The organism is Lentzea miocenica (assembly GCF_033949945.1).
Lineage (GTDB): Bacteria > Actinomycetota > Actinomycetes > Mycobacteriales > Pseudonocardiaceae > Lentzea > Lentzea miocenica.
This window is the reverse complement of the sequence record NZ_JAXAVW010000028.1, coordinates 89,399-114,296: the sequence shown is the minus strand read 5'-3', so window position 1 is coordinate 114,296 and position 24,898 is coordinate 89,399. Positions and strand designations below refer to the sequence as shown.

General features: G+C 68.0%; 28 protein-coding genes. 14 read left to right on the top strand and 14 right to left on the bottom strand.

Annotation, left to right across the window (positions count from 1 at the left end):
• Positions 1 to 5: 5 nt before the first annotated feature.
• The 5 genes from SK803_RS30965 to SK803_RS30950 all read right to left on the bottom strand — a co-directional run bounded on the left by SK803_RS30965 (position 6) and on the right by SK803_RS30950 (position 2,564).
• Positions 6 to 443: a DUF4395 domain-containing protein gene (locus tag SK803_RS30965; protein ID WP_319969674.1), complete on the bottom strand. Its 438-nt coding sequence runs from the start codon at positions 441 to 443 to the stop codon at positions 6 to 8.
• Between the two features lie 73 nt (positions 444 to 516).
• Positions 517 to 594, bottom strand: a complete 78-nt coding sequence (locus tag SK803_RS46595) for a putative leader peptide (protein WP_373294250.1) — start codon at positions 592 to 594, stop codon at positions 517 to 519.
• 79 nt (positions 595 to 673) lie between these two features.
• On the bottom strand, positions 674 to 1,081 hold the full coding sequence (locus SK803_RS30960; RefSeq protein WP_319969673.1) for a thioredoxin family protein: 408 nt from the start codon (positions 1,079 to 1,081) through the stop codon (positions 674 to 676).
• A complete protein-coding gene (locus tag SK803_RS30955) occupies positions 1,078 to 1,911 on the bottom strand; it encodes an LmeA family phospholipid-binding protein (protein ID WP_319969672.1) in 834 nt (277 codons plus the stop codon). The genes SK803_RS30960 and SK803_RS30955 overlap by 4 nt, the downstream gene beginning before the upstream one ends.
• On the bottom strand, positions 1,908 to 2,564 hold the full coding sequence (locus SK803_RS30950) for an alpha/beta hydrolase family protein (RefSeq protein ID WP_319969671.1): 657 nt from the start codon (positions 2,562 to 2,564) through the stop codon (positions 1,908 to 1,910). Before SK803_RS30950 ends, SK803_RS30955 begins: the two co-directional genes overlap by 4 nt.
• A 241-nt stretch (positions 2,565 to 2,805) precedes the next feature.
• Between SK803_RS30950 and SK803_RS30945 the strand changes: the two genes are divergently transcribed.
• The 7 genes from SK803_RS30945 (at position 2,806) to SK803_RS30915 (ending at position 9,725) form a co-directional block, all read left to right on the top strand.
• Positions 2,806 to 3,561, top strand: coding sequence for a response regulator transcription factor (locus SK803_RS30945; RefSeq protein ID WP_319969670.1), 756 nt, complete (start codon positions 2,806 to 2,808; stop codon positions 3,559 to 3,561).
• 10 nt (positions 3,562 to 3,571) lie between these two features.
• Positions 3,572 to 4,447, top strand: a complete 876-nt coding sequence (gene mshD / locus SK803_RS30940; RefSeq protein WP_406601606.1) for a mycothiol synthase — start codon at positions 3,572 to 3,574, stop codon at positions 4,445 to 4,447.
• 198 nt (positions 4,448 to 4,645) lie between these two features.
• A complete protein-coding gene (gene pstS, locus SK803_RS30935) occupies positions 4,646 to 5,758 on the top strand; it encodes a phosphate ABC transporter substrate-binding protein PstS (RefSeq protein WP_319969669.1) in 1,113 nt (370 codons plus the stop codon).
• Positions 5,759 to 5,791: 33 nt separating this feature from the next.
• Positions 5,792 to 6,856, top strand: a complete 1,065-nt coding sequence (pstC, locus tag SK803_RS30930) for a phosphate ABC transporter permease subunit PstC (protein WP_319969668.1) — start codon at positions 5,792 to 5,794, stop codon at positions 6,854 to 6,856.
• Complete coding sequence (gene pstA / locus SK803_RS30925) at positions 6,853 to 7,767, top strand: phosphate ABC transporter permease PstA (RefSeq protein ID WP_319969667.1); 915 nt, start codon at positions 6,853 to 6,855, stop codon at positions 7,765 to 7,767. Before pstC ends, pstA begins: the two co-directional genes overlap by 4 nt.
• Positions 7,768 to 7,777: 10 nt before the next feature.
• On the top strand, positions 7,778 to 8,554 hold the full coding sequence (gene pstB / locus SK803_RS30920; protein ID WP_319969666.1) for a phosphate ABC transporter ATP-binding protein PstB: 777 nt from the start codon (positions 7,778 to 7,780) through the stop codon (positions 8,552 to 8,554).
• Positions 8,555 to 8,564: 10 nt separating this feature from the next.
• Positions 8,565 to 9,725, top strand: a complete 1,161-nt coding sequence (locus SK803_RS30915; protein WP_319969665.1) for a hypothetical protein — start codon at positions 8,565 to 8,567, stop codon at positions 9,723 to 9,725.
• Between the two features lie 7 nt (positions 9,726 to 9,732).
• Here SK803_RS30915 and phoU read toward each other — a convergent pair whose 3' ends face one another.
• From phoU to SK803_RS30885, 6 genes are all read right to left on the bottom strand, one after another.
• Positions 9,733 to 10,398 carry a phosphate signaling complex protein PhoU gene (gene phoU, locus SK803_RS30910; RefSeq protein WP_319969664.1) on the bottom strand — a complete coding sequence of 222 codons (666 nt, stop codon included), beginning with the start codon at positions 10,396 to 10,398 and terminating at the stop codon, positions 9,733 to 9,735.
• 72 nt (positions 10,399 to 10,470) lie between these two features.
• A complete protein-coding gene (locus SK803_RS30905; RefSeq protein ID WP_319969663.1) occupies positions 10,471 to 13,785 on the bottom strand; it encodes an LCP family protein in 3,315 nt (1,104 codons plus the stop codon).
• 304 nt (positions 13,786 to 14,089) lie between these two features.
• Positions 14,090 to 14,938: a GGDEF domain-containing protein gene (locus SK803_RS30900; RefSeq protein ID WP_319969661.1), complete on the bottom strand. Its 849-nt coding sequence runs from the start codon at positions 14,936 to 14,938 to the stop codon at positions 14,090 to 14,092.
• A gap of 141 nt (positions 14,939 to 15,079) precedes the next feature.
• Positions 15,080 to 15,532 carry a hypothetical protein gene (locus SK803_RS30895; protein WP_319969660.1) on the bottom strand — a complete coding sequence of 151 codons (453 nt, stop codon included), beginning with the start codon at positions 15,530 to 15,532 and terminating at the stop codon, positions 15,080 to 15,082.
• Positions 15,525 to 16,649 (bottom strand): tRNA dihydrouridine synthase DusB, encoded by a 1,125-nt coding sequence (gene dusB / locus SK803_RS30890; RefSeq protein ID WP_319969659.1) that lies wholly within the window; start codon positions 16,647 to 16,649, stop codon positions 15,525 to 15,527. The genes SK803_RS30895 and dusB overlap by 8 nt, the downstream gene beginning before the upstream one ends.
• Before the next feature lie 45 nt (positions 16,650 to 16,694).
• The gene (locus tag SK803_RS30885; RefSeq protein ID WP_319969658.1) at positions 16,695 to 16,988 is read right to left on the bottom strand and encodes a DUF4937 domain-containing protein; all 294 of its coding nucleotides are present in this window, start codon (positions 16,986 to 16,988) and stop codon (positions 16,695 to 16,697) included.
• 103 nt (positions 16,989 to 17,091) lie between these two features.
• Between SK803_RS30885 and SK803_RS30880 the strand changes: the two genes are divergently transcribed.
• Complete coding sequence (locus tag SK803_RS30880) at positions 17,092 to 17,763, top strand: DUF4241 domain-containing protein (protein ID WP_319969657.1); 672 nt, start codon at positions 17,092 to 17,094, stop codon at positions 17,761 to 17,763.
• Here the strand turns inward: SK803_RS30880 and SK803_RS30875 are convergent.
• The gene (locus SK803_RS30875) at positions 17,760 to 18,305 is read right to left on the bottom strand and encodes a superoxide dismutase (protein WP_319969656.1); all 546 of its coding nucleotides are present in this window, start codon (positions 18,303 to 18,305) and stop codon (positions 17,760 to 17,762) included. The genes SK803_RS30880 and SK803_RS30875 overlap by 4 nt on opposite strands.
• A gap of 89 nt (positions 18,306 to 18,394) precedes the next feature.
• Here SK803_RS30875 and SK803_RS30870 point away from each other — a divergent pair, with 89 nt between their 5' ends.
• Positions 18,395 to 18,871, top strand: coding sequence for a DUF6328 family protein (locus tag SK803_RS30870; RefSeq protein WP_319969655.1), 477 nt, complete (start codon positions 18,395 to 18,397; stop codon positions 18,869 to 18,871).
• Here SK803_RS30870 and SK803_RS30865 read toward each other — a convergent pair.
• The gene (locus tag SK803_RS30865; protein ID WP_319969654.1) at positions 18,836 to 19,531 is read right to left on the bottom strand and encodes a hypothetical protein; all 696 of its coding nucleotides are present in this window, start codon (positions 19,529 to 19,531) and stop codon (positions 18,836 to 18,838) included. The genes SK803_RS30870 and SK803_RS30865 overlap by 36 nt on opposite strands.
• 160 nt (positions 19,532 to 19,691) lie before the next feature.
• Here SK803_RS30865 and SK803_RS30860 point away from each other — a divergent pair, with 160 nt between their 5' ends.
• From SK803_RS30860 to SK803_RS30840, 5 genes are all read left to right on the top strand, one after another.
• Entirely contained in the window at positions 19,692 to 20,669 is a 978-nt protein-coding gene (locus SK803_RS30860; protein ID WP_319969653.1) for an NAD(P)-dependent alcohol dehydrogenase, read from the top strand.
• A gap of 264 nt (positions 20,670 to 20,933) precedes the next feature.
• Positions 20,934 to 22,316: an MDR family MFS transporter gene (locus SK803_RS30855; RefSeq protein ID WP_319969652.1), complete on the top strand. Its 1,383-nt coding sequence runs from the start codon at positions 20,934 to 20,936 to the stop codon at positions 22,314 to 22,316.
• Positions 22,317 to 22,399: 83 nt separating this feature from the next.
• Complete coding sequence (locus SK803_RS30850; RefSeq protein WP_319969651.1) at positions 22,400 to 22,885, top strand: P-loop NTPase family protein; 486 nt, start codon at positions 22,400 to 22,402, stop codon at positions 22,883 to 22,885.
• 83 nt (positions 22,886 to 22,968) lie between these two features.
• Positions 22,969 to 23,874, top strand: a complete 906-nt coding sequence (locus SK803_RS30845; protein WP_319969706.1) for an aminoglycoside phosphotransferase family protein — start codon at positions 22,969 to 22,971, stop codon at positions 23,872 to 23,874.
• A 55-nt stretch (positions 23,875 to 23,929) separates the two neighbouring features.
• Positions 23,930 to 24,226 (top strand): hypothetical protein, encoded by a 297-nt coding sequence (locus SK803_RS30840; protein WP_319969650.1) that lies wholly within the window; start codon positions 23,930 to 23,932, stop codon positions 24,224 to 24,226.
• A 131-nt stretch (positions 24,227 to 24,357) separates the two neighbouring features.
• Here SK803_RS30840 and SK803_RS30835 read toward each other — a convergent pair whose 3' ends face one another.
• A complete protein-coding gene (locus tag SK803_RS30835; protein ID WP_319969649.1) occupies positions 24,358 to 24,762 on the bottom strand; it encodes a hypothetical protein in 405 nt (134 codons plus the stop codon).
• Between the last annotated feature and the right edge of the window lie 136 nt (positions 24,763 to 24,898).

Genomic DNA, 24,898 nt, shown 5'->3' with positions numbered 1-24,898 from the left:
TGTCTTTATTGCGGACGTGCGAGGGCGGGTGCGTACCTGCGCAGCAGCAGGTACATCTCGCACCCGAGGCACAGGCCGAGCGCGGCGTTGAGCAGCGCTGCGATCAGTGCGAAGCCGGTGGCGACCATGCCTAGCGTGGTCAGGCCCGTGGCGTAGCCGAGGGTGCCGATCAGCGCGAAGATGAAACCGACGCCTTGGGCGAAGCGCAGTGGTGCCGCCTCTTCGCGTTCGGTGGTCGGGGTGATCCTGGGCTGGATCGCGTAGCGGTACACGTGACCCCACGGGTTGAGCTTCAGCGAGATGAACGCGCACATCGCGAAGAGAACCGTCTGGGCGGCGAGCAGACGCCACCAGCCGGTGAGCAACACGACTGCCAGGATGACGGTGGTCATCCAGGCGGAGAAGCGCGGTCCGCGCGGGTCGACAGGGTTGTCCTTGGGCACGACGACCTCCGGGCATTCGGACGAGGAGAAAATCAGTCCGTCAGAGGTAGCTGCTGGGCGTCAAGCGGCCCAATCAGCTCGTCGTGCGACACAGGCTGCTGCGCACGCGGCACAGGTCAACCGCGCGTCGCTTCGTGAGCAGCAAGGTCATGCCAGCGAGGGTAGCCCTCAATCCCTCGGTCCGGGAGGTATGTCCATCTGGTGGAACAACGCAGGTTCACTCGACCGGATTAGGGCAAATGTGGCTGCAGGGCCGCGAGCAACGAGTCGCGTTTCGGCACGCCACCGACTCGCAACACCTCGGTGCCGTCGGCGGTCAGCGCCAGCGTCGTGGGGGTGCGCATGACGCCGAGTTCCGCGGCGACGTCCGGCAGGTTGGTGACGTCCAATTCGGCGTGCGTGAGGCCGTCGGTGCGGTCGGCGAGGTCGCGCAGGATCACCTTCGCGTGCCGGCACGGTGCGCAGAACGTGGTGGAGAGCTGGACCAGCGTCACCCCCGGCGCGAGCAGGTCGCGCACGGGGGTGGGCAGGTCGATCGTGTTGTCACGACGAGAGATGCGGCCCTCGCGGACCTTGAGCAGCACACCGATCGCGCCGGCCACGGCCAGCGCGCCCAGCAGCGCCCACACACCAGTCATCGTTGGACCAACGGTACATCCCTGACCAGGCCGCTCAGCTTGAACGCACCGCTCTCCACCTCGACGGCGGTGGGCGTCGCACCGAACGGGAGCGTGCCGGGGTCGATCTTGATCGCGAGCGCCTGGCGCAGCTGCGGGATGATCTGCTTGAGCGAGGCGTCGTCCAGCTCGATGTCGTCGATGTTGATCTGGATGGCACCGCTGACCAGCGCGATCTGGCCGTACGCGGAGAGCGTCACGACCTTGCCGGCGACGTTGGTCTGGCCGGAGAGCTTGATCGCGGCGGTGGTCTTGGGCGTCTTCGGGTCGGCCGTGGTCGGCGTGGCGACGCGGTTGTCCGGCTCGATCGAGAGCTTGTCGAACGGCGTCACCTGGTTGGCGAGCCTGTTCAGGTCCATCGCCTTGATCTTGATGCTGCCGTCCACCTGGTCGATGGTCGCCTTGGAGACGTTGCCCGCCAGTAGATCCGCCAGTTCGACGCGGGTGTGCCGCAGGTCCGCCTCGACGTCGAGGTCGCGCAGGTCGACGCCCTGCTGCTCGTCCTTGATCGGCACGCCGTACGCGCGGATCTCCACGTGCTGGTAGTCGCCGCGCAACGCCTGCACGATGAACGGGAACCCGTTGATGCGCACGTTCGGGTCCTCTTTGAGCTGCAGCTTCTCGCGCATCCGCTGGGCGATCTGGTACTCGCCGGCCGCTGCCAGCGCGAAGTCCGCCGCGACCAGCAGCACGCCCAGCACCAGCACCGTGATGATGAGGAACTTCCCGCGCCGCGACTTCTTCTTCGGCTTTGCGCGGGCGGGGGCCTGTCCGGAATACCCTGCAGTCATTCCTCGTCCTCGACGTTGCCGGCGATCCATGCCGCCATCCGGTCTACCAGGTCTGGAGTCGCGGCTGATTCCGCGTGCCTCATGCCCTTCTCGATCCACAACTCGGCATGTCCCAAGGACGCGCGGTGCAGTGACATGGCGTGCTCCGGACCGAAATAGTGGTCCAGGTCACCGTGCACGATCAGCAGTGGGGTGGGCGTGATGCGTGCCACCACCTCCAGCGGACTCTCCGGCGGTTGTACCCAGCTTTCGCCGAGCCGAACCCCCATCGCCCGTGCCGCGAGCTTCCCGTGCGGCTGCTCCAGCAACCAGTGCACCCGGCGCATGGGAGCGGTCTCTCGTGACCACCACCTGGCAGGGCCGCTCACCGACACCACGGCGTCCGGCCTGGTCTCCGCCAGCGCGGCGTGCCGGACGACGATCGAGGCACCCATCGAGAACCCGACCGTGGCGATCTTCGAGTAACCGAGCTCCCGGGCCTTGAGCACACCTGCCTCTACGTCGTGGATCTCGTCCGCACCGACGGTGGACTTCCCCTCGGAACGTCCGTGCCCGCGGAAGTCGAATGCGACGACACCGGCGTGCGTGGCCAATCGGGCCAGCACTCGCGAGACGTACGGCTTCTGCACGTTGTTGGTAAACCCGTGTCCCACAACGAAAGCAAGAGAGCTTTCACTCTTGTAGTGGACGCCGTGCAGGCGGACCCCGTCATGTGACATGGATGTAACAGGCGTGACGCTTGTGGAAACAAGTGTGAGCACGGCTTCTTGACCTGGGACTTTCTCGGGTTGCACCGGTATTGTCTCCGTCATCCGCAGGCAACGGGGCCCGGTCACCGTACGCCGCTGGTCTGGTCGAGGTGACCTGACCACGGCCGATTTGAAGGGCGCCGCGATGAGCATCGACGTGCTTCTGCTGACGACAGACCCGGACCCGGAGGCTGTGCTTCCCGCACTGGCGCTCCTGCCGCATGCCGTGCGTCCGCTTCGTCCCGAGGTCTCCGCGCTTCTCGAGGCCGGACCCCACGACATCGTGCTGGTCGACGCCCGCACCGATCTGGTGGGCGCCCGATCGCTGTGCCGCCTGCTCGACTCGTCCGGCGTGGACGTACCCGTGGTGGCCGTGGTCACCGAGGGCGGTCTGGTCGCCGTCAACTCCGACTGGTCGGTCGACGAGATCCTGCTGCCGAACTCCGGTCCTGCCGAGGTCGACGCCCGCCTGCGGCTGGTCCGCTCGCGCCGCGGCACCACGCAGCCCGGTGGGGACGGCGCCATCCAGCTCGGCGACCTCGTGATCGACGAGGCCACCTACACCGCACGCCTCAAGGGCCGCCCGCTCGACCTCACCTACAAGGAGTTCGAGCTGCTCAAGTACCTCGCACAGCACGCGGGCCGGGTCTTCACCCGCGCCCAGCTGCTGCAGGAGGTCTGGGGCTACGACTTCTTCGGTGGCACCCGCACGGTGGACGTCCACGTGCGACGGCTGCGCGCCAAGCTCGGCCCCGAGCACGAGGCGTTGATCGGCACCGTGCGCAACGTCGGCTACAAGTTCGTCCGGCCGCCGCGTCCCGGCTCGCCGCGCCGCCCGTCCGAGGTCGCCGAGCTCGACGACTCGGTCCGTGTCCTGGATGAGCATTTGATCGCGCGGTAGGTTCGCCTGTGTGGCGCAACTGAGCTGGTACGACGAGCTGACGACCGAGCAGGCTGCCGAGGTGGGGCAGCTGCTGGCGGCCGCGGAGAGCACTGACGGCGTGGCCCCGGTGGGCGAGGCCGTGCGTCTGCGGATGCGCCCCGGCGCCACCGGCAGCAGGCACCTCCTCGCGCACCTGGACGGCGAGCTCGCCGGGTACGCGCACGTCGATCTTCTCGGTGACTCCGGCGGCAACAAGGTCGCCGAGTTCGCCGTGCACCCGAAGCACCGTCATCAGGGCGTCGGCGAGGCACTGGTGAAGGCGCTCCCGCAGGAATCCCTGCGGATCTGGGCGCACGGCGGCCACCCGGACGCCGAGAAGCTCGCGACCAAGCTCGGCTTCCGCAAGGTGCGCGAGCTGCTGCGGATGCGGCTGCGGGTCGAGAACGACCTTCCAGAGCCCACGCTGCCGGAGGGCGTCACCATCCGGCCGTTCATCCCCGGCAAGGACGAGGCCGCGGTCGTCTACGTGAACCACCGCGCGTTCGACTGGCACCCCGAGCAGGGCTCGATGTCGATCGAGGACGTTCGTGCCAAGGAGGACGAGGACTGGTTCGACCCGGAGGGCTTCCTGCTCGCGTTCGACGCCGACGGGAAGCTGGCGGGCTTTCACTGGACGAAGGTGCACACGCCGGAACTGGGCGAGGTCTACGTCGTGGGCGTCGACCCGGACAGTCAGGGCGGTGGCCTGGGCAGGGCGCTGACTCTGGCCGGCCTGCGTCACCTGCGCGAACAGGGCGTCAAGGAAGTGATGCTCTACGTCGAATCTGACAACGCGGCGGCGGTCCGGGTGTACACGAAGCTCGGATTCACCCTTTGGGACGCGGACGTCCAGTACGCGCGGTAGTCAACGTACCGTCACAAAACGCATACGCGCTGGTCACGCAGTCACTCTTTCGGCCGTGTGACCCGTCACTTCCCGTTCGGTGTTCACCTCCCGTTCACCCTGACTAGGCGGGTTGTCCACTCTGGCTACCTACCTTCCGTAGCGAGCGGCGACGTCCGTCGCGATACCGCTAATGCTTCCGCAAGGTGGAGGACCAAGGTGAAGATCCAGCGGCACGGCGCCGTGCTCGGCCTCGTTGCGGCCAGCGCGCTTCTGCTCGGTGCGTGTGGCAGTGACAACAACGCAGGCGGCACGGGTGGCAACACCACGTCGAACGCTGCCTCTGTTCCTGTCGAGTGTGGTGGCAAGACCAAGCTCAATGCCGAGGGCTCCTCCGCGCAGAAGAACGCGGTCGACGCGTTCGTGCAGGCCTACCAGGCCGCCTGCCCCGGTGTGGACCTCGCGTACAACCCCTCGGGCTCCGGCGCGGGCGTGAAGAACTTCAACGCCGGCCAGGTCGACTTCGGTGGTTCGGACTCCGCGCTGAAGGAGGGGGCCGAGACCGAGGCTGCCGCCAAGCGCTGCCAGACCAACCCGGCGTGGAACCTCCCGCTGGTCTTCGGCCCCGTCGCCGTCGGCTACAAGGTCTCCGGTGTGGACAGCCTCGTGCTGGACGCCAAGACCACCGCCGCGATCTTCTCCGGCACGGTCAAGAAGTGGAACGACCCGGCCATCAAGGCCCTGAACGGTTCCGCGACCCTGCCGGACAAGGACATCGCGGTCATCTACCGCTCGGACGAGTCGGGCACGACCGACAACTTCCAGAAGTACCTGAAGGTCGCCGGTGGCTGGACCAAGGGTGACGGCAAGCAGTTCAAGGGTGGTGTCGGCGAGGGCAAGGAGAAGTCCGCCGGTGTCGCTCAGGCCGTCGGCTCCATCGACGGTGCCATCACCTACGTCGAGTGGTCCTTCGCGCAGGACAACAAGCTCTCGATCGCCAAGATCGACTCTGGTGCCGGCGCCGTCGAGCTGACCGCCGAGTCGGCCGGCAAGGCCATCGACGGTGCGAAGATCAAGGGCGAGGGCAACAACCTGGTCCTCGACCTCGACTCGATCTACGGTTCCAAGGCCGCCGGTTCGTACCCGCTGCTGCTCGCGACCTACGAGATCGTGTGCTCGAAGGGCTACGACGCCGACACCGCGAAGGCCGTCAAGGCCTTCCTCACGGTGGCCGCCACCACGGGGCAGGCCCAGCTCGCCGACGCCGGCTACGTGCCGCTGCCCAAGGCGTTCCAGGACAAGCTGCTGACCGCCGTGAAGGCGATCGCCTGAGGTTGATGCGAGACTTCGACAAACGCTGACGCGATGAATGATCCCGTCGTGGCCAAGCGCCCCGCCGGCTCCGGTGCTACCGGAGCCGAGCGGGGCGTTGCGGCTGCTCCCACCGCCTCGGAGGCTCCGATTCCCCCGACACCGGAAGCTCCAGTAACGACCAAGGCACCTCACGTCCGGCCTGGTGACCGCATCTTCCGCGGCCTGGCGACGGGGTCCGGTGTCTTCATCGTCGTCCTCATCGGCGCGATCGGCCTGTTCCTCATCCTGCAGGCCATCCCGTCGCTCGGGCTGGACAACGTCAACTTCCTGACCAGCCGCGAGTGGAACACGACCGACCCGACGAACCTGCGGTTCGGCATCCTCGACCTGACCCTCGTCACGGTCGTGGTCGCACTGGTCGCTCTGCTGATCGCCATGCCGATCGCGTTGGGCATCGCGCTGTTCCTCACTCAGTACGCGCCGCGCAACCTCGCCCGGCCGTTCGCCTACGTCATCGACCTGCTCGCGGCCGTGCCGTCGATCGTCTTCGGCCTCTGGGGCCTGTTCGTGCTCGGCCCCGTGCTGTTCCCGTTCTCCGAGTGGCTGATCGCGAACCTCGGCTGGATCCCGATCTTCGCCAAGGGCAACGTCAACGTGCAGCTCGGCGGCACCATCTTCACCGCGGGCATCGTCGTCGCGGTGATGATCCTGCCGATCATCACGGCCGTCAGCCGCGAGGTCTTCGAGCGCACGCCCACGATGCACATCGAGGGCGCCATCGCGCTCGGCGCGACCAAGTGGGAGGTCGTCCGCACGACGGTCCTGCCGTTCGGCAAGGCCGGTTACGTCAGCGCCTCGATGCTCGGCCTCGGGCGAGCACTCGGTGAGACCATCGCCGTCGCGATCATCCTGAGCACCGCCACCAGTTCGTTCGGCTGGTCGCTGTTCGACGGTGGTTCGACGTTCGCCTCGAAGATCGCGCTGGCCGCGCCCGAGTTCAACGACGCGCGCTCGGCCGGTGCCTACATCGCCGCCGGTCTGGTGCTGTTCGTGCTGACCTTCGTCGTGAACGCCATCGCGCGCTCGATCGTCGCCGGCCACAAGGAGTACGAGTGAGCACGAATCTCGCGGATCCTCAGCGGCTCGCGACGCCCCCGACGTTCCAGTCGGTCAGCGTCAACCGCCGGATCAAGAACGGTCTCGCCACCGCACTCGTGTGGGGCGCGTTCCTGATCGCGACCATCCCGCTGGTGTGGGTGCTCTACACGGTCCTGCAGCGCGGTTTCCCGGTCATCCTCGACGGTGACTGGTGGCAGAAGTCGATGTCGGGCCTGCTGGCCCGCCAGCAGGGCGGCGGCGCGTACCACGCGATCTACGGCACCCTGGTCCAGGGCCTGATCTGCGCGGTCATCTCGGTGCCGATCGGCGTCATGATCGCGATCTACCTCGTCGAGTACGGCGGCCGTTCGAAGCTCTCGAAGGCCACGACGTTCATGGTCGACATCCTCACCGGTGTCCCGTCGATCGTCGCCGCGCTGTTCGTCTACACGGTGTGGATCACGACCTTCGGCCTCGGCCGGAGCGCGTTCGCGGTGTCGCTCGCCCTGGTGCTGCTGATGGTGCCGGTCATCGTGCGCACGACCGAGGAGATGCTCAAGATCGTCCCGGACGAGCTGCGCGAGGCGTCCTACGCGCTGGGCATCCCGAAGTGGAAGACGATCGTCAAGATCGTCATCCCGACCGCGCTGTCCGGCATCCTGACCGGCATCATGCTGGCCCTCGCCCGCGTCATGGGTGAGACCGCACCGGTGCTGGTGCTCGCGGCGTACGCCCCGTTCATCAACTACAACCTGTTCGAGGGCCCCATGGCCTCGCTGCCGTTGATGATGGTGAACGAGCGCAACAACCCGACGGCGGCGGGCTTCGACCGCATCTGGGGCGCGGCGATCACGCTCGTCGTGCTCATCACCCTGTTCAACCTCCTGGCGACCGTGATCTCGCGGGCGCTGGCGCCGAAGACGAAGTGAGCGGGCGGACATGGCCAAGCGACTCGACATCAAGGACCTGAACCTCTTCTACGGCAAGTTCCACGCCGTCGAGAACGTCTCGCTCGCGGTGCCGCCGAAGAACGTGACCGCGTTCATCGGCCCCTCCGGTTGCGGCAAGTCGACCGTGCTGCGGTCGCTCAACCGCATGCACGAGGTCGCGCCCGGCGCCCGTTGCGAGGGCAAGGTGCTGCTCGACGGCGAGGACATCTACGCGTCCACTGTGGACCCGGTCGAGGTGCGCCGCACCATCGGCATGGTGTTCCAGCGGCCCAACCCGTTCCCCACGATGTCCATCCGCGACAACGTGGTGGCGGGCCTGAAGCTCGCGGGCGCGAAGAACAAGAAGGAGCTCGACGAGGTCGCCGAGCGCTCGCTGCGCGGCGCCAACCTCTGGAACGAGGTGAAGGACCGCCTCGACAAGCCGGGTGGCGGCCTCTCCGGTGGTCAGCAGCAGCGTCTGTGCATCGCGCGTGCCATCGCGGTGCAGCCGGACGTCCTGCTGATGGACGAGCCCTGCTCGGCTCTGGACCCGATCTCCACGCTGGCGATCGAGGACCTGATCACGGAGCTGAAGAAGGAGTACACGATCGTCATCGTGACTCACAACATGCAGCAGGCCGCGCGGGTCTCGGACCAGACCGCGTTCTTCAACCTGCTGGGTGTCGGTCAGCCGGGACAGCTGATCGAGGTGGACGACACGGAGAAGATCTTCTCCAACCCCGGCCAGAAGGCGACCGAGGACTACATCTCCGGCCGGTTCGGCTAAATTCTTGCGGGTGAGCCCGCAAAGCAAGCCCCGCAAGAAGAAGCAAGGCAAGGCACCCGGCCGCCGGCCCGAGAACAACTCCCCGTACGGGGCGCTGCTCGAGTCGGCGGCCGTGCTGCGTTCGGAGTCCTGGTTGCTCGCGGATGCCTGGGCGAGCGAGCTGTACGCCACGCTCTGGCTCGCCGGATCCGGCCACTCGCCGTTGATCGAGGCGCTCGCCGCGATGAACGACCCGGCGGCGCTCACCGCGTTGCGCGCGCTGTCCGGTGTCGGTGCCGCAGACGTCAGGGCCGAAGCCTTCGCGGCGGCGGAAACCGTTGCGGCGCGCGGTGTTGCCGAGCCGTCCTGGTATTCCCCCGGTGCCGAGTTCGAGTTCCGCGAGGCTTTCCTCGTCACGAACCTGCTGGGGGACGTGGAGGTCGTCGCGATCACTCAGGATCGCGCGGAATCGCTGGAGACCGTGCTGTTCATGCGGCAGCCGGTGCTCGGGGCCACCGCCATCGAGCTGTTCGCCACGCCGGACGAGGGCACGATCGCGTTGCTGGAGGACATGATCGCCTCCACGCCGGACGCGTTCCGCAACGAGATCACGCCGTTGAGCGCCACCGACGTCTACGACCGCGTGTGGCCGGACGTCGAGCAGTTCTGGGCGGACGGGCCCGACGAGGAAGCAGAAGAGGGCCTGATCGGCTCCGAGGACGTGCGGCACCCCGTTCAGCTGATCGCGCTCGCCGACGCACGCGTGAGTGCCTTGGTGCCCAAGGAGTACGAGATCCCCACCGTCAGTCCGGAAAGGACGGACGAGGTGGTGGAGGCGTTCCTGGTGTCAGAGCACGGGATCGCCGATGTCGAGGTGGCACGGGCGTTCGCGCGGATCTTCGCCGGTGCGGCGGTCGAGCAGAACCGGGATCCCGTTGTGTACGGGCCGGCGTCGCTCACGGCCGTGCTGATCCTGAACGTGGCCGCGAAGGTGCACGTGTCGGACGCGGATCTGGCGCTGCTGCCCGAGATCGTGCGCGCGTGGGCGTACTTCACCGTCGACGCGAGGGATCTGCCGCGCGAGGAAGCGCGGGCGGCCTGGGACGAAGAACTGCCCACCGTGCTCGCCGAGTTCTCCGAGGCCTACGCCGATCCGGAGCTCGCGGCAGAACGCGATGGGCAGTTTCGGTAGTTGAGACTTAGAGGTCCTCGTCGCCACCGTAGCCGGGCATCCGGCCGGTGACGACGAAGACGGTGCGCTTGGCGACCGACACGGCGTGGTCGCCGTAGCGCTCGTAGAAGCGTCCGAGCAGGGTCACGTCGACCGCCGCGGCGACGCCGTGCGCCCACTCCTTGTCCATGATCACCGAGAACAGGTGACGGTGGATGTCGTCCATCGCGTCGTCGTCCTCTTCGAGGGCGCGAGCGCGGGTGACGTCCTTCTCGCGGATGATCACGGCGGCGTCGCGTGCGAGCTTGGTCGCGATGGTGCCCATCTCTGCGAAGTACGGCTGCACGTCCTCGGGGACGGCCGGCGCCGGGTGCCTGCGCCGCGCGGCCTTCGCCACGTGCAGAGCCAGGTCGCCCATCCGCTCGACGCTCTCGGCGGCGTGGATCACCGCGAGCACGGTGCGCAGATCGGTCGCGACCGGTGCCTGCAACGCGAGCAGTGCGTACGCCTGCTCCTCGATGCTGGAGCGGACGTCGTCGACCTTCTGGTCGCCGCTGATGACCTGCTCCGCGAGACCGAGGTCGGCCTGCAGCAAAGCGGAGGTCGCGTTCTCCATCGCGTCAGCGACCATGCCGGTCATGTCGGCAAGTCGGCCGGCGAGCTCTTCTAGCTGGTCGTGGTAGGCCTCGCGCATGGCGCTCAGCCTACGTCCCGACCATCGCGGCAGCGACATGCCAGGATGAACCCGAGGTGAACCCCAGGCGAATCACTTCGCGCAGGGGTCCTGTGCCGCGTTCACAATGGACAGATCAGTGCCGGGTTGTCCCTGGTTGTTGCCCTGCGCGGTGCCGCCTGCCTTCGGTGACACGACCTTCTCGTCGAAGTTCGCGCCGAGCGTCAGCACGACCGCCCCGCCCATGTCCGGCGACTCCACCAGTTCCGCGCTGGGCACCGCGGCCTTGAGGGTCGCGGCCTTGTTCTCGTTGCCCTTCGAGTACCTGATGACCGTCTTCGGCGCGTTCTCCGGCGCGTTGTCCCGCCGGGCGACCTTGAACCCCTGCTGCTCCAGCGCGTTCGACGTCCTGGCGACCAGGCCGCCGTTCGTCGGATCGCCGTTGAGCACCTGGATGGTGACGTCCTTGGGGTCGATCACCGTGCCGGGCTGCGCCGGGGTGTTCGCCTGCTCGCCGGGCTTGGGCTCGACGGGCTTCTCTTGCGGCAGCGGCGTTCCGTCGATGATCGTCTGGAACAGCGCCTTGACGTCGTCGTCCTTGAGGCGCTCGATGTTGTCGTCCGGGATGTCCTTCAGCTTGTTGTCGTCGGTCCAGTGCGGCATCGTCACGAACGAGACGCGGCCGGCGTCGAGGCTCTGCAAGGAGTTCGCGAGTTCCAGCAGCGACGCGACGTCGATGTTGTCGCCGACCGTGGACTTCGTGAGCGCGCTGATGAAGTTGTTGAGCTTGGTCGGGCTCAGCAACACCTCGTTCGACAGCGCCTGGCGCAGCATCGCCGACAGGAATCCCTGCTGCCGCTTGATCCGGTCGAAGTCCGTGCCGCTGTCGCCCTTGGCCTGGACCTTGCGAGCACGCACGTACTGCAGCGCCTGGTCGCCCTTGAGCGTGTACTTGCCCGGCTTTTCGAGGATGACACCCAGTTCGTCGTCCACGATCGCCGTGGGCGAGCAGATCTGCACACCACCGATCGCCGTCGACATCTCGCGGAATCCGACGAAGTCGATGCTGACGAAGTGGTTGATCTTCAGACCGGTCAGCTGGGTCATCAGGTTGGCAACGCACTCGGGCCCACCGTCGTTGTAGACGGAGTTCGCCATGACCTCTTTCTCTGGCTTGAGAGGTCCGGCGTACTGGCCGTTGTCCGGGTTCCAGCTGCGGCACTCGGGCCGGTCGACCCGCACGTCACGCGGCAGCGACACGACGACCATGCGCTTACGGTCAGCCGGGATGTGCGCCAGCATGATCACGTCCGACCGCGCACCACCCTCCTGGGCCTGCGTGCCGACGTTGTCTCCGGCCTTCGCACCCGCCCTGGTGTCCGAGCCGACGAGCAGGAAGTTCTCGTCACCGAGCTGCTTCTCCGCCTGCTGCACGGCCTGCGAGTTGCCGCCGAGCGCGTCGATCTTCGGGATCTTCGAGTCGGCCCACTGGACCGCCGTCCAGCCGATGCCGGTCGACGCGAACACCACGGCCGCGGCGGCGATCGCCCCGATCTTGGCGCCGCGCATCAACTTGCGCTGCTGGGGCGTGCGTCCGGTGACCTTCTGCTCGGTGCCCTCTTCGCTGAGGACGACCGGGTCGGCGAACTGGGTCGCCTCCTCGTTCTCGTCCTCGTCGTCCTTGACCCACGGCATGAGCTTGGCGCGGCGTTCCTTGCGCTGACGCTCCTGCTCGAGCAGTTCGTCGTGCACCGCCGAGAACCGCGCGAGCGTGTGGTCGACCTCGCGACGCTTCTTCACGTCGTCGCCGATGGCCTCCATCTCGGTGGTGAGGCACATCGGGTCCATGTCTTCGCGCTTCTCGACCTTGGCCACCCCCGCCGCTGAGGCGATCTGGGTGGCCTCGGGCCCTGGCGCGTCGGCCTTGGGCTCCTCGGCCGGTGCGTCCGGCGTGGCGCCGAGCCTGTTGGCGATGGCCGCGCCACCACCCGCGCCACCACCCGCGGCACCGGCGGGCGGACGCGGCATCGGGCGGGGTCCGCTGGACTCCGCGCGCGACGGCATCGGCTGCCTGCCGGTCATGTCCCCGTTCGGGGGCATGGGCCGGCGGTCCGGCCCCTCGCCGGGGGCGGGAGGCCGCGGAACGCTGGTGGGCGACGGCGCTTCACCCGCGAGCAGGCGGCGGGGTGCACCGGGCTCCGGCGTCCCTCCGGGGGCGGGGGGGCGCGGGATGCCGTTGTGCGTCACGTCGCCGGGTGGGCGAGGCATGCCGTTGCCGGGTGTGTCTGGTGCCGGCGGCCTGGGCATGCCGTTCGCCTTGGCGTCACCGGGTGCCGGTGGCCTGGGCATGCCGTTGGACGTCATGTCACCAGGCGCGGGCGGGCGTGGCATGCCGGCGTCGGGTGCCGGCGGGCGCGGGATGCCGTTGGACGACGGTGCGTCGCCGGGGGCGAGCCTGCGCGGTGGTGCGCCGTTCGCGTCGGGTGCCGGGCGGCGGATGGTGCCGCTGGGCAGACCATTCGCCTCGGGCACACCGGGCGCTTGACGCCGCGGGATGCCGTTCGACGAGGGCGCGTCGCCAGGCGGCATCCGACGTGGGTCGCCGGGTGCTGGCGGCCTGGGCATGCCGTTGGACGTCACGTCCCCTGGCGGACGTGCCACGCCGTTGTCGGGCGCGGGTGGCCGCGGGATGCCGTTGGACGACGGCGGCTCAGCGGGCCTGCGCGTCGGAGCGTCGGCCACCGGCGGCCGTTGCATGCCGTTGGCGTCAGGTGCGGGAGGGCGCGGGATGCCGTTGGACGACGGGACGTCGCCCTGCGCGGGCCTGCGCGGAGTGCCGTTGGGGCCCATCTCGCCGGGTGCGGGACGTCGCCGGGTGCCGGTCGCGTCCGCCTCGGGACGCCGGACAGCGCTGTTCGGATCCCCGGGTGCCGGGTGGCGCTGCATCCCGGTCGCGTCCGGTCGCGGTCGCGGGCCGGTCTGCTCGCCGGGCACCTGGTAGGACCCGGTCTGCGCCGGGTTCTGGGCCGGTCCCTGGGCAGGCCTGGGCCGGGAGCCGGTCTGCTCGGCGGGCGCGTCGGGTCGACGCCGCCTGCCGGTCTGGTCACCGGTGAAGTTCTGCGGTGGTGCCTGGTCGGCCATCGGCGGCCGCGGGCGCGTACCCGTCTGCTCACCAGGCCGGTGGGCGACGGGCGGCTGCTGCCGCGGTTGCTGAGGCTGAGCCTGCGGTGGTTGCTGCGGGGCCGGCGGGTCGGGAAGTGCACGCCTGCCGGTCGCGGGCGGGTCCGGCAGGGCACGCCTGCCTGTAGTGGAAGCGTCGGGCGAGCCTGGCGGGACGGGTCGGGGGATGTTCGTCCTGCTGTGCTGCTCGATGAGGTCCGAGACGCTCAGGCCCCCAGAGCCTTCCATCGAGCGACGTCTACGGCCGGTCGGCTGGTCCTGCTGCTGGGGATCCTGATCACCACGGGAAGAGGGGCCGCCACGTCGGGGGTCGTCGGGCACCCAATCTCCCTTCTGGGTCAGAAGCTGAAAAAGCGGTTCGTCATTACGAAGTGACGACGACCGGGACACAAGGGTTGCATCACCGGCGTGTCAGTTGCGCCCGCGATACTACGGATGTAGCCGACTTCTGACGACCACTCCGGGTGATACGGATTCGATCTGTACGCGATTACGCGCAGTCCGCTTGCCCTGAACGGGTGAGCCAGCTCACTCAGTAGTAACCGAGAACACGTGTCTCAGTGATGGCACGGCGACCAGACGCCGCGCCTGCGAGGCGGACCCGCCCATCCGCACGGTACGCCACCGCGTTGCGTCCCGACTGCTTGGCCGTGTACAGGAGGCTGTCGGCCCGGAGCAGCTGCTGCTCGGCGCTGACCGCCGGACGTTCCGGCGCCTCGTCCGCGGGAGGCTCGTACGCGAGGCCCGCGCTGACCGTCACGCGCAGCCCCGGCGCGATCTCCGTCCAGGCGTGACGCTCGACACGTTCGCGGGCGTCCTCGGCGATTTCCACGGCCGTCGTGGCGTCCACCCGCGGCAGGACGAGGACGAACTCCTCGCCGCCGTAGCGGGCGCAGAAGGCCCCTTCCGGCAGGCCCTGTTGCAGCAGTTCCACCACGCGTTGCAGCACGCGGTCGCCGAGCAGGTGACCGAAGGTGTCGTTGACCTGCTTGAACCAGTCGAGGTCGATCAACGCGATGGCGAGCCCGTGCCGGCGCGTGCCGTGCTCGGTCAGCATGTCCATCAGGCGCTGGTCGAGGTATCTGCGGTTGTAGGAGTCGGTGAGGCTGTCGCGCAGGCTCTGCTCGCGTGCCTCGGCGTGCTCCCGGCGCAGCCTGTCGACCTCGCGGCGCAGCTGCTCGGGAACGTGCGGCTCCTCGACCTGGTCGGCGTGGACGAGGTCGAGAGCGGAACGCAGGTGCTGGTACGCCTGGCGCCACTGGCCGCGGGAGGCGAACAACGTCGCGATGGACTCGTGCAGGCTGATCGGCCCGGAACCCTGCTCGTCGACGCTGGCGTCGGCCTGCGGGGTCTCTGCGGTTTCTGGTCGCAGCGCGGTCATCGCGGTCACCTCCTTACTTGCCAGGTGTCGTCCCCTGAGAGGCGGCGCTTGAGCAAGAAGGACGCGTAGAGACGGGATTTCCCCCGTCCGGTTGACCGTCAGCTGCTCCGATCAAGTGAGCTTGGAAGATCAACAACCCGTTCAGCCACCGAGGCAGGGCGCGAACCCGTACACCTCGTCGTCCAGGAGCACGACGTGCAGCGATCCGATCTGGCTGCCGATCGCCTGGTCCTGTTGGCGCAGCGTGATCGTGACCGCGACGACGTAGACGTCACCACGCGGGTGGGCCTTGTCGCCAGGGGGCGTCCAGTCGGCGTCCGTGCGCAGCGTTGACCAGGTCGGTTCCACCTTGATGGTGGCTCCGCGCAGATCACACGTCTTCTGCCGGTAGTCCGGGTGCTGGGTGTCCTTGAGCATCTTCTGCTGCTGCGACGCGCCCTCGTCGCCCGCCTTGTTCAAGCTTTCGTAGAACGTCTTGAACTTCGCGCGGTCGCCGTCGCTGAGCTGAACGGGTCGTGCCGTGCCCGCGATCGGACCAGCGCACCCGGCGAGCAGCGCGAGCGAGGCGAGGAGGACCGCGACGCGTTCAGCCACCGGAGTGCATCACGTCCGCGCCGGACGGCACCGTGGCGTCCTCGGGGTCGTCCAGCCACCCCTCCGGCAGCACGACCTTCGCCGAGGATCCCTGCCTGCCGCGCGGCCCCTCGGCGTTCTCCGGGAAGGGGACGCTCTGGTCGAGCGTGCCGATGAGGTCGTCCAGCTCCTGCAGGCTCGACACCATCGCGAACGCCCGGCGGGTGTCGCCGCCGACCGGGAAGCCGTGCCAGTACCAGGCCATGTGCTTGCGCAGGTCGCGCAAGCCCTTGTGCTCGCCGTCGTGGGCCGCGAGGAGCTCCGCGTGCGTGCGCAGGACCTCGGCGACCTCGCCCAGCGTCGGGCCCTCGGGGATCGGCTCCCCGCGGAAGGCCGCCTGCAGGTCGCGGAACAGCCACGGCCGGCCGAGGCAGCCACGCCCGACGACCACGCCGTCGCAGCCCGTCCGCGCGACCATGTCGAGAGCGTCCTGCGCGCTGAAGATGTCGCCGTTGCCCAGGACCGGAATGCTCGTCACGGCTTCCTTGAGCCTGGCGATCGCCGTCCAGTCGGCCTTGCCGGAGTAGCGCTGCGACGCCGTGCGCGCGTGCAGTGCCACGGCCTGCGCGCCCTCGTCCGCCGCGATGCGTCCCGCGTCGAGGTACGTCAGGTGGTCGTCGTCGATGCCGATGCGGAACTTCACGGTGACCGGCATGTCCCCGGCGTTGCGCACCGCGGCCCGCACGATCTGCCGGAACAGCTCCCGCTTGTACGGCAGCGCCGCCCCACCGCCCTTGCGCGTCACCTTGGGCACCGGGCAGCCGAAGTTCATGTCCATGTGGTCGGCGAGGTTCTCGTCCACGATCATCTTCGTGGCCTCGCCGACGTTGCGCGGGTCGACGCCGTAGAGCTGCATCGACCGGGGGCTCTCCCCCTCGTCGAACGTGATCATGTGCATGGTCATCGGGTCGCGTTCGACCAGCGCCCGCGCCGTGATCATCTCGCACACGTACAGCCCGGCCCCGTACCGACGGCACAGCTGCCGGAACGCCACGTTGGTGATGCCGGCCATGGGGGCCAGCACAACGGGCGGGTCGACGGCGAACGGGCCGATCTTGAGGGTGGAGGGCACGGACACGCCCTTCAGGTTACGGCACTGACCAGCCGCGATCTTCACCGAGCGTCATCGGCGGCGAGAGATCCGCCACTCCGGTTCCAGCTCCAGGACGTGACCGGACATCGAGGCGATGTCGGTGTCCGCCCACAGTCCCAACACGTGCGCGCGGCCGGTCCTGCTGTCCCAGCCACCGACTTGCCCGACCAGCCCGGGCTGGTCGCCGATGACAGACCATCTCTGCTGGGCCGCGGCGAAACGATCGCGCATGCGTTCAGGCACATCGCAGGTGATCCATTTGGCGAGCAACCGCCACCTCCCCGTCGTGGAGAGCGGTCGTCCCCATGCCTCAGAGCCTGTCACCTGCGCTGTTCCGCTCGGCCGGACTTCACGCAGCGCGAACACACCCGGTGCCCCGATCGGGTGTCAGGGCCTTCTGCCAACATGCCCTTGGAGGTGCCTAAGCGTGGGGGCGGTTCAACTGATCAGGTCCGGGTTCGAGCGGTTCTTCGTCGACGGGCCAGTCGGCAAGCCGACCGGCGGCGGTGAACAGCAGGTCGTGGCCGTGCAGCAGGTGGGTGAGCTGGCCCTGCCGACCGGCAGACTCGTGGCGGCGGATCCGTTCGTGGTGTGGCCGGAGGACGCCGAGGCGTTCACCGACACGGTCGCGCCGGGCACGTACCCGGTGTCGGTCTCGCTGGTCTCGTGGGTCGACGGCGACGGCTACCCGGACCTCCGCCAGGGCTACCGCGTCGCCGCGGCCAGGGTGACGATCCAGGACGAGCCCGCGTACTCGTGGACACCGGCCGTGCTGCCCGGCGAGCTCGTGCCGATGCAGGAGGAGTTCGGCTACGACGTGAAGTCGAGCACCGGCGCGTTCTTCGACCTCGCCGCCGCCCCGGCGCTGGACCGCCTGGCCAGCGACGACGAGGTGGGCAACTGCGACCTCATCGACGCGCTGGGCAAGGTGGGCGGCGGCCGCGGTCCCGCCAACGTGACGGACTTCCAGTCCGGTCTGAACGTCGTGGCGTTCTCGACCGGGTGGGGCGACGGCGTCTACCCGACCTGGGTCGGCCGCAACACCGCGGGCGACCCGGTCGCGTTCGTCACTGATTTTTTTGTCATCAACCGCTTCTAGAACTCCACGTTCACGCACGCGAGCCGTGGCCCAGCCGTGCCCGCCTCGCCCGGTTTGGTGTGCGTGTGTTCGTTGTGCAGCACCACGGACTGCGCGTGCCGTTCGGTGAACTGCCAGTCCACAGTGGACGAGGTGTAGGCGAACCCGTTGGCGTTCGTGTGCACGTCGAGCCAGATCTCGTTGCGGGGATTGGCATACGCCGGGTCGACCGACGGCTGCACCGGGTCCACCACGTTCTGGAAGTGCGGCCCCGAGTCCGCCGGCGCCGCACCGCACTTCTTCACGTGCACGTGCGCTCCGTAGGCCCTGTGCGGCAGCAATCCGTTGAGCTTCAACAGAACTTTCGTGCCACCGCCGATCGTCGGCACGCTGACGACGACGACCTTCGCGCCGTTCGGCACCTTGGCGTCGTACGTGACGGCCTTGGCCGTGGCGCTGAAACTCTCGAACTTGCCGGACGTGTGGGCCACCTTCGCGGGTTCGGCGTGCGCGGTTCCGGTGAACACGAGCGCGGAGGCGACCGCGACTGCAAACGTCTTCATGGGTCTCTTGCTTAGTGGTAGCCGGCCCGTCCCGCCATTTGTGAGACCGCTCGGCGTTTCAAACGGCCTCCGCCGGGTATGTCGACTTCGTGAGTGAAGCCGAGGAATCCAGCCAACGCAGGCTCGCGCGCAACATCAACGAGCTGCTCCAGGAGCTCCGTGTTGCCCAGGCCGGCGTGCAGATCCTGTTCGGCTTCCTGCTCTCCATCGCCTTCACCGAGAAATACGCCTCGACCAGCGGATATGTCCGCGGCATCCACTTGACCACGGTGCTGTGTGCCGCCGTCGCCGTAGCGTTCCTGACCGCCCCCGCGGCCTGGCATCGCGTGTTGTTCCGCCAGGGCCGCCGCGAGGACGTGATCCGGTCGGGCAACACCTTCGCCCTCGTCGGCCTCGGCTTCCTGGCCCTGGCGATGACCGGCACCGTCCTGCTGCTGGCCGAAGTGATCCTCGGCGGCTGGCCCGCGGTGATCGTCGGCGTGGTGGCGTTCCTCGTCTTCGGGGGCCTCTGGTTCGCCTGGCCCTCCGCCTCAGCCCATGGTGCTGAGGACCGCGAGAGCCCCTAGTCCCACCGCCACCGGAATCGCCGTCAGCACGTTCCGCCCCGTGGGTGTCGGCTGCTCTCGCAGCGTCCGAATCCCCAACGGCACCAACGCGATGCACAGCCCGACGGTCCCGATGATCGACACCACCTCGGTGCCCTTCAACACCCCGAGCGGCAGCAATCCCATGGCCCCCAGCGCGACCGCCCTGACCGGCCCGAGCACGCCGCTCCGCCAGGCCCCGAACGCCAGCACGAACCACCCGAACATGATCGTGAACGACAAGAAGCTGAACAGGTGCAGGTCCCCGTATCCCTGCGCCACCAACTCAGTGGCCTCGGCGACCCCGAGGTGTTTCGTGGCGCTGAACGCGGCGTGATCCACCCCCGCGTGGAACGTCCGCTCGAACAACCCGACCGTCACCAGGACACCCGCCCAAGCCGCCCACCTGGGCCTTTCCCGGCCGATCAGCTGCACGACCCAGGCCACCCCGGCCCACATCACGACGTTCCCGGCCAGGAACGCCGTGTACGCCGCCGTCATCAGCCCCGGATGCTCCGCCACCGCCCGCAACTGGTCCGGGAAGAAGAAGTCGAACGGTGACCGCGACAACGTGCCACCCAGCAGCAACAACGGCCCCAGCACCAGCGCCGCCCCACCAACCCACCCGTTCGGAAACCTCATGCCACAAGACGCTGCCACCGCCGCCGTACCCCGGGATCGGCCCGCGGTCCGAACCTTCGTCTCAGACCAGGGTCCGAGACCCTAGGTGGTTTCCCTGCTTTGTCCCTGATTCTCAGAACCGTTTCCCCGCAACGGGTCTCGTTGTCCCTAGCGTCAGCGCATGAGAGCTGCCGTGCACACGAGGTTCGGCCCACCCGAAGTGGTCCAGGTGGTCGAGAGACCGACCCCCGTCGTCCGCCCCGGTGACGTCCTGATCAAGGTCCACGCCACCACCGTCACCTCTGCCGAAACCGCGATGCGCCGCGGCAAACCGTTGTGGGGCAGAGCAATCCTCGGCCTGCGGGGTCCGCGCGAGAAGCTCCGCACGCTCGGCCTGGAAGTGGCCGGCGTCGTGGCACAGGTGGGTGCCGACGTGACGAGCTTCCAGGTCGGTGACGAGGTCTTCGGCTTCACCGGCTTCGCAGTGGGAGCCCACGCCGACTACGTCCGCCTCCCCGCCACCGGCTCACTGGCGCCAAAACCGTCGAATCTGACCTTCGCGCAAGCCGCGGCCGCCGTCGACGGTGCCACCACCGCCCTCTTCTTCCTGCGCGACAAGGCCCAGGTCCGCCCAGGTCAGCGAGTGCTGGTGAACGGTGCGTCCGGCAGCATCGGCACCTACGCCGTCCAGCTGGCCAAACACCTGGGCGCCTCCGTGACCGCCGTCTGCGGCCCGTCCAACGTCGACCTGGTGAAGTCCCTGGGCGCCGACGAGGTCATCGACTACACCGCGCGTGACTTCACCGCCGACCTCGACACCTACGACGTCGTCTTCGACACGGTGACCAAGTCCTCGTTCGCCGCGGCCCGCCGCTCGCTGCGCCCAGGCGGCAAGTACCTCCCCACCACAGGCCTCCCGAACAACTTTCGTGCCCTCTGGACGGCCCTGCGCGGCGGCAAGCGCGTCGTCGTGGGCATGTCCGTGAACAAGCGCGCGACCCTGCCCGCCATCAGCTCACTGATCGAAGCGGGCGAGCTGCGGGTAGTGGTCGACCGGACGTTTCCGCTGGCAGAGATAGCCGAGGCACACCGCTACGTCGAGTCTGGCCACAAGCGCGGCAACGTCGTGGTCACCGTTTTCGACGCCGATGTCGATTAGCGCCTTCGCGGTTCGACGTGGTTGTAGACGGACGAGGACCTGATCCGCCGATGGCGAATATCGGGTGAGATGGAGGCAGCGATGCGGAACACTCGGGTGAACCGATGAGTTCCGTCGGATCTGCCGGTCTCCACCGGTGTCACGACGACGACGTCGACACCGGCGGCCTTGGCCGCAACGCGACTGCCAGCAACCTAGTGAGGGCCTGACATGCCTGCTGCGATCCAAGACCGACCGACCGCGCAAGCGAGTCGAACACCGCTGGTGGTGCGCCTGCTGGTGCTGGCCACGTTCGTGGTGATCCTCAACGAGACCCTCATGATCAACGCGATCCCGCGCCTGATGGAGTCGCTGCACGTCACCGAGCAAGCAGCGCAGTGGGTCTCCACCGCGTTCATGCTCACCATGGCCGCCGTGATCCCGATCACCGGCTGGTTCCTGCAGCGGGTGACCACCCGCCAGGGCTACGCGATCGCAATGGGCGTCTTCCTGGCAGGCACCGCCCTGTCGGCTGCCGCACCAACCTTCACGGTGCTGCTGCTCGGCCGTGTAGTCCAAGCCGCAGGCACGGCCGTGATGATGCCGCTGCTGATGACCACGCTCATGACCGTCGTGCCAGAACAGGACCGCGGCCGCGTGATGGGCAACGTGACCCTGGCGATCTCAGTGGCCCCAGCCCTTGGCCCAGCCGTGTCCGGCCTGATCCTGCAACTCGGCTCCTGGCGGCTGCTGTTCGTGGCCGTCCTGCCGATCGCCGGCGCCGTGACCTACTTCGGCCTGCGCCAGCTGGAGAACATCGGCGAGCCCAAGGTGAGCTCCATCGACTGGTTCAGCGCCGCCATGGCAACCCTCGGCTTCGGCGGCCTGGTGTACGGCCTCAGCCTGTTCGGTGAGGTCCACGTCCAGCTCGGCCCGAGCATCGGCATCGCCCTCGCCGGCGTAGCCGTCATCGCGATCTTCGTGTTCCGCCAGCTCAAGCTGCAACGCACCGGCGCACCCCTGATGGACCTGCGAGCCCTCAAGCACCGCACCTTCGCGCTGGCGTTGGTCTTCCTGTGCATCGCGTTCCTGGCGATGATGGGCTCGATGATGTTGCTGCCGCTCTACCTGCAGAAGCTGCGCGGCCTCACCCCACTGCAAACCGGCCTGCTCCTCATGCCGGGCGGCCTGGCCATGGGCCTGCTCGGCCCAACCGTGGGAAAGCTCTACGACCGCTTCGGCAGCCGCCCACTGGTGCTGCCCGGCTCGATCGGCATGGTGCTCTCCCTCGCCGGCTTCACCCAAGTCTCGACCACCATGCCGTACTGGCAGGTGCTGGCCCTGTACGGCCTGCTGATGGTGAGCCTGGCCGCGACCTTCACCCCCATGTTCACCCTGGGCATGGGCGCCCTTCCGCCGGACATGTACCCACACGGCAGCTCAATCCTCGGCACCCTGCAACAGGTGGCAGCAGCCCTGGGCACCGCCCTGGTGGTAACCGTGATGTCCGCCCGCACAGGCCAACTGATGGCCGACGGCACCCCCGCCGCCGCGGCACAGCTGAGCGGCATGAAGCTCGCCTTCGTCGTCGCAGCCGCCCTAGCCGTGGCCACCGTCGTAGTAGCCGCCCTGCTCCCCAACCGAACCACCACTCCAGTCCACGCCTGAACCCCGCAGCGAGCCTTCCGTTCGAGCCCTACCGGCTCGAACGGAAGGCTCTTTGTCCACCACGCTCTGGCACGATCACGCTCATGAAGCGCGTGGTGATCCTCGGCCGCGGCGGTGCGGGCAAATCAACCCTCGCCACCACCCTGGGCACCGCGACCGGTCTCCCCGTCATCGAACTGGACAAGCACTTCTGGGGCCCAGCCCTGGAACCAACACCCCCAGCCCGCTGGGCGGTCGTTCAAAACGAACTGGCCCGCGCCGACCACTGGATCATGGACGGCGACCTGGGCCCCTACGACGTCCTGAAAGTCCGCCTCCGCAGGGCGGACACCGTCCTCTTGCTCGACTACTCCTTCCCGCGCTGCGCCTGGCAAGCACTGCGCCGCTCGCGGGAACGAGCCGACTTCTGGCTCGGGGTGTGGTCATGGTGCCGCCGCCACCGCCCACTCCTCATCGCCGCGATCACGACCCACGCCAAAGACGCGCAGCTGGTCGTGCTCCGGAACCCACGCGCGACGGCCCGCTTCGTCGCCCAGGTCCGGGACGACCACCGCGACGCACGGTCGTGACGATCTACAGGTGAACGACGAAACCCCAGGTCTCAGAATCTGAGTGTCCAGACGGCTCCTCCGACGGAAGGATCTGTGGCGTGATGCTTCACGCCAACGAGATCCCGGTCAACGAGGCAGTCGTCCAGTCACTTGTACAGAGTCAACGCCCTGACTGGGCTTCGCTGCCGCTGTCTCCGGCAGGTGCCGGCACGGACAACGTCATGTATCGGCTGGGAGACGACCTCCTCGTCCGCCTTCCGCGAACAACGGCCAAGGCTCGGTCCCTGAGCAAGGAGCGGACGTGGCTCCCCCGGCTGGGACCACTTCTGACACATCAGGTCCCGGAACCCGTCTACGCCGGCACGCCAGCCCCCGAGTTCCCGCTGCCCTGGTCGATCTACCGCTGGATCGACGCGACCGAAGTCGACGCGAACTCCGTCCAGGACTGGGCCACTTTCGGAACCGAGCTGGCGACGTTCGTCCACGAGTTGCACAACATCGACCTCATGGGCGCCTCTCGCGCTGATGAACTGAGCTGGTACCGCGGAGGCAGCCTGAAGGACTGCGAAGAGGACATCAGCACCTATTTTGACGACTGTCGGACCATCACGGACAACGGCCTCGATGTCCACGCGTTAGAACAACTCTGGCGCGCCGCCCTCAGGCTGCCCGAGCCCCCCAGCCCTCACGTGTGGCTCCACGGGGACCTCAGACCCGCCAACCTCTTGGCCGCGAAGGGCCGGCTGCACGCCGTCATCGACTTCGGGTGTCTGTCCGTCGGCTCCCCTGCTGCCGAGCACGCCCCGGTCTGGGACCTACCGGAGCCAGCGCGACAGGCCTACTGGAATGCCATGAACCTTGACGACCTGACCTGGGCCCACGCTCGGGCATGGGCCATCGCCGTGGGCATCGCCGGACTCTCCTACTACCGGAGTACCTGGCCTGCCTTCGCGACCGAGTGCCGGACTCGCCTCGGAACGATCCTCAAAGACGCCGCAACACGCTGACCCCGACCTCTCGGAACCACTCAGCCTCGACCCGCGGGACGCGCAGAACGCCCATGTGGCCGATGTCTTCCCCGACGAGCAGACCATCGCCGACGCCGCAGTACTTGATCAGGTCACCGAGCACATCTCAGAGGTGCTCGACGCCGGGAACCACAACCAGCGGAAAGCCCTGATTGAGGCACTGGTGGTTGAGGTCAAGGTCCTGAGCCTGAACAGGCTGGTCCCGGTCTTGCGGGTGCCTCAGTGGACCCTGATGGCGCAGGCACCAACCTGCCGGTGCCTGCCCCCAGGGTTCGCGCAGAGAGCGAGGTGGTGGGCCGCCAGGGACTCGAACCCTGAACCCGAAGAGTAAGAGCCTTCGCTTGGTGTTGTTCGCTGATCTTGCCCGACAGTGCTCACTACCTGCGTAGATGCGGTCTTGATCTGAGCACTGTGGACAGTCGCTTCTCGACGTTTATCGACGTTTTACGAGACTAAAGCGCATCATGATCTTGATCCTTCGGGCCTGCTCCAGTCCTCTCCGGCATCCCTGCCCGATCGGCTGTTTAAGCCTGCCGCCCGGTACTCGTCCACAAGGCGGAAGAACAGGACGAGCGGGTCTTCGGTGCCGGCGTTCTCGACGATGGCCTGAGCCCACCCGCATGACATCCCCCAGTCGAACCGAGCGTGGAGCCACTCGCTGAACGGACCGCCGGGGTTCAGGTGGAACGACTCGTTGATGCCATGAACTTCGAGCGCGACGCCGTAGCCCAAGAGGATGATTTCCAGTTCGCGGAGCTGGCGTCCGTGGATCCACATGCTTGGCCTCAGCCGAACCTGATCGAGGATGCTCCAGACGTCCGCACACTCGGCCAGCGACACGAGTCCAGAGCCGTCGCTTGCGGTCATGGGCCGGATTCTACGGAGCGCAGGCACCGTTGATCGGTGGCAAGGCGGCGCAGCCGTCGCGGCAGTCGAGCGCCAGGACCACAAGTCTGCGGTGACCCTGATGGCGCTCGTAGGGAGCTGCTGGCCGGCATAGCGC

What these genes read in the sequence shown, in the direction of transcription:
- SK803_RS30835 (WP_319969649.1), bottom strand. Translation starts at nt 24,762, where the DNA reads ATGACCGCAAGCGACGGCTCTGGACTCGTGTCGCTGGCCGAGTGTGCG.
- SK803_RS30850 (WP_319969651.1), top strand. Translation starts at nt 22,400, where the DNA reads ATGAAGCGCGTGGTGATCCTCGGCCGCGGCGGTGCGGGCAAATCAACC.
- SK803_RS30865 (WP_319969654.1), bottom strand. Translation starts at nt 19,531, where the DNA reads ATGAGGTTTCCGAACGGGTGGGTTGGTGGGGCGGCGCTGGTGCTGGGG.
- phoU (WP_319969664.1), bottom strand. Translation starts at nt 10,398, where the DNA reads ATGCGCGAGGCCTACCACGACCAGCTAGAAGAGCTCGCCGGCCGACTT.
- SK803_RS30845 (WP_319969706.1), top strand. Translation starts at nt 22,969, where the DNA reads ATGCTTCACGCCAACGAGATCCCGGTCAACGAGGCAGTCGTCCAGTCA.
- pstB (WP_319969666.1), top strand. Translation starts at nt 7,778, where the DNA reads ATGGCCAAGCGACTCGACATCAAGGACCTGAACCTCTTCTACGGCAAG.
- SK803_RS30905 (WP_319969663.1), bottom strand. Translation starts at nt 13,785, where the DNA reads ATGGAAGGCTCTGGGGGCCTGAGCGTCTCGGACCTCATCGAGCAGCAC.
- SK803_RS30945 (WP_319969670.1), top strand. Translation starts at nt 2,806, where the DNA reads ATGAGCATCGACGTGCTTCTGCTGACGACAGACCCGGACCCGGAGGCT.
- SK803_RS30955 (WP_319969672.1), bottom strand. Translation starts at nt 1,911, where the DNA reads ATGACTGCAGGGTATTCCGGACAGGCCCCCGCCCGCGCAAAGCCGAAG.
- SK803_RS30875 (WP_319969656.1), bottom strand. Translation starts at nt 18,305, where the DNA reads ATGAAGACGTTTGCAGTCGCGGTCGCCTCCGCGCTCGTGTTCACCGGA.
- SK803_RS30860 (WP_319969653.1), top strand. Translation starts at nt 19,692, where the DNA reads ATGAGAGCTGCCGTGCACACGAGGTTCGGCCCACCCGAAGTGGTCCAG.
- SK803_RS30960 (WP_319969673.1), bottom strand. Translation starts at nt 1,081, where the DNA reads ATGACTGGTGTGTGGGCGCTGCTGGGCGCGCTGGCCGTGGCCGGCGCG.
- pstC (WP_319969668.1), top strand. Translation starts at nt 5,792, where the DNA reads ATGAATGATCCCGTCGTGGCCAAGCGCCCCGCCGGCTCCGGTGCTACC.
- SK803_RS30900 (WP_319969661.1), bottom strand. Translation starts at nt 14,938, where the DNA reads ATGACCGCGCTGCGACCAGAAACCGCAGAGACCCCGCAGGCCGACGCC.
- SK803_RS46595 (WP_373294250.1), bottom strand. Translation starts at nt 594, where the DNA reads ATGACCTTGCTGCTCACGAAGCGACGCGCGGTTGACCTGTGCCGCGTG.